We start from the raw sequence: 2,603 nt of genomic DNA on the forward strand, positions 1-2,603 counted from the left end.
GTCCGACAAGTGCGAACCACTCACCCTCCTGCACATCTAATGAAAGATTCTTGACGATATGATTTTGCTTTCCCATGATATGCAGCTGCCTCACGGATAAAATGCTCATGATCCCACCTCCTTTTTCACATCGAATGCATCGCGCAAATAATCACCGAGCATGTTGGTTAGAAGGACGACAAATACGATGGCGAGCCCTGGGTAAATCATCAGCAACATATTGGATTGAAAGTATGGACGGGCATCATTCAGCATGGCTCCCCACTCCGGTGCCGGCGGCTGCGCACCGAGCCCGATATATGATAAGGAAGATATGAGCAAAATGATTTTTCCTAAATCGAGGCTAGAAAGGACAAGCACATTCCCGATAAGGTGCGGAAATAGATGCTTCCGCATGATCCCAAATGAACTTAATCCATTGATTTTAGCAACTGTGACATATTCCTTCTGACGTTCGGTGATCACCGTACTTCGCACAAGCCGGGCATAATTCACCCATTTCACCAGAACGATCGCCAACAGGAGATTTTCGATTCCCGGTCCTAATAAACCGCTAAGAACAATGGCAACGATCGTATCTGGGAAGGCGAGAAACGCATCGGCAATGCGCATGAAGACCCGATCGATCAGACCTCCTTTAAAACCGGCAATCATCCCGAACGGGACGCCGATGATAACTGCGGCAAACAAAGATAAGAGGCCGTAGCCAACCGTCAGCTGTGCACCAAGCAGAAGGCGCGTCAATACATCACGCCCTAGATGATCCGTCCCTAACGGATGTTCCATGCTCGCCGGCCATAGCCTTTCTTCCAGATTGACCAGTGCCGGATCATGTTTCACAATAAGAAAGGTGTAAGCCGCAACGGCAAGGATTGTCGCCATCACCGTAAATAGGACGGTCATTCTCCAGCGCCTTTTGGATTTTCCTTTGATAACTAACTCCATTTTCCATGCTTCCTTTCCTTCAGTCTTAGCTCCGGATTTAAATAGCGATAAGATAAATCCACGGCACTATTAACCATGAATACAATGATGGCCATGACCAGCAGGTACCCTTGGATGACTGGATAATCCCGCGACCGAATCGAGTCCACGACCATCTTACCTATGCCTGGATAGGCAAAAATCACTTCGATCACGACTACACCGCCGATCAGGCTGCCAAGGCTGACCCCGAAAACGGTAATGACCGGGGGCAAGCTATAACGAAATGCATGGGCAAAGAATATCCGCATCTCTGAAATCCCCCTAGATCGGGCAGCCCTGATGAAATCATGACTGAGGGAATCTATCAGGCTCGAACGCAGCAAACGGACGTACACACTTGTGATGGCCAGCCCCAGCGTGACCGACGGCAGAATCAAAGAACGAAACCCGTCCCTGCCCATCGTTGGAAGGGCTCCCCATCGTACCGCAAATAAATCTATCAAAAGCAGCCCCAGCCAAAAGCTAGGAATGGCTGCCCCCAATAAAGAAACAGCCCGGCTGAATTGATCGATCCAGCTCCCCCTGTACAAGGCAGCAAGCGAACCTAACGGAATCGCTATACCAAGCATGACAAGCAATGCACCAACCGCCAGCTCAAGTGTTGCAGGTAGCCCGCTCATGATCATTTCCATCACAGGCTGATTCGTCAGATAGGAATGCCCGAAATCCAATCGTATAAAGTCCGCAAACCAATTGCCATACTGCACGAACAGCGGATCATTGAACCCTAATTCTTCACGAAGCTCATTGACTTGCTCGTTTGTGACCGATACATCATCCACTTGAAGTATCGAGAGAACCGGGTCGCCAGGAGCAAGCCGAACAAAAAGGAAAGAAATGAATGTAATCACAAGAACAAAAATCGCTACCTCAATGAACCGGCGGACTAAGATGCGAAACATTTACTTCACATCCAATTCATTCGTCAGCATGTAGTATTCGCTTCTCGAAGTGATCCAGTTTTTAACTTTATCGGCATCATAAGCAACAAGTGTATTCGGATGTAAAATGAATGAATTATACACCTGTTCATCCACATACATCGCAATCTCCTCAGCTAAATCCGAGCGCTCCTCCTGCCCGACCGTCACGTTCAGCTCATCAATCAGGGACGTCAGTCGATCATCATCAGCCCCACTGAAGTTCAAGGCACCCTTTGGATGATAAGTAGCATTTAAATAATAACCGGCATCCCCTCTCGGAGCCGTTAAATTGCTGTAGGTCGTTAAATCCCAATCGCGATTGGAAGCCATATACTCTTCAGGGATTTCTATTTGCTTGATATTCACATCAATCCCCAACTGACCGGCATCCGATTGAAAAACTTGGGCAATTAACGGCAGGTCGGCACGTGAACTGTATGTAAGCAGTGTAAACGTTAACGGTTTACCGTCTTTTTGCATGACACCATCCACTTTCTTATATCCCGCCTGATCAAGAAACGCCTTAGCGGCTTCCATTCCATTCGCTTTTTTCGGATAATCCGGGGCAAAAGAGAAAGTGGATGGGAATGGCCCCGTCGCCACTTCAGCATGACCATGTAAAATCGTTTCCGCAATGGATGGACGATCGATCAAGGCATCAACCGCCTTCCGGACGTGTATGTCCTGCAATGC

The 2,603-nt window shown here is 48.2% G+C and carries 3 protein-coding genes; all 3 read right to left on the reverse strand.

All coding sequences use genetic code 11. The features are described from left to right. Nucleotides 1-105 precede the first annotated feature (105 nt). A complete protein-coding gene (gene nikC / locus AC1DVB_RS26525) occupies nt 106-945 on the reverse strand; it encodes a nickel transporter permease (RefSeq protein WP_063575387.1) in 840 nt (279 codons plus the stop codon). Beyond that, entirely contained in the window at nt 936-1,889 is a 954-nt protein-coding gene (gene nikB, locus AC1DVB_RS26530) for a nickel ABC transporter permease (protein ID WP_034309495.1), read from the reverse strand. The genes nikC and nikB overlap by 10 nt, the downstream gene beginning before the upstream one ends. Continuing rightward, nucleotides 1,890-2,603: ABC transporter substrate-binding protein (locus tag AC1DVB_RS26535; protein ID WP_477591777.1), on the reverse strand; the 714-nt coding region annotated here is incomplete at its 5' end.

It is taken from the genome of Peribacillus sp. P4_D6, assembly GCF_056401795.1.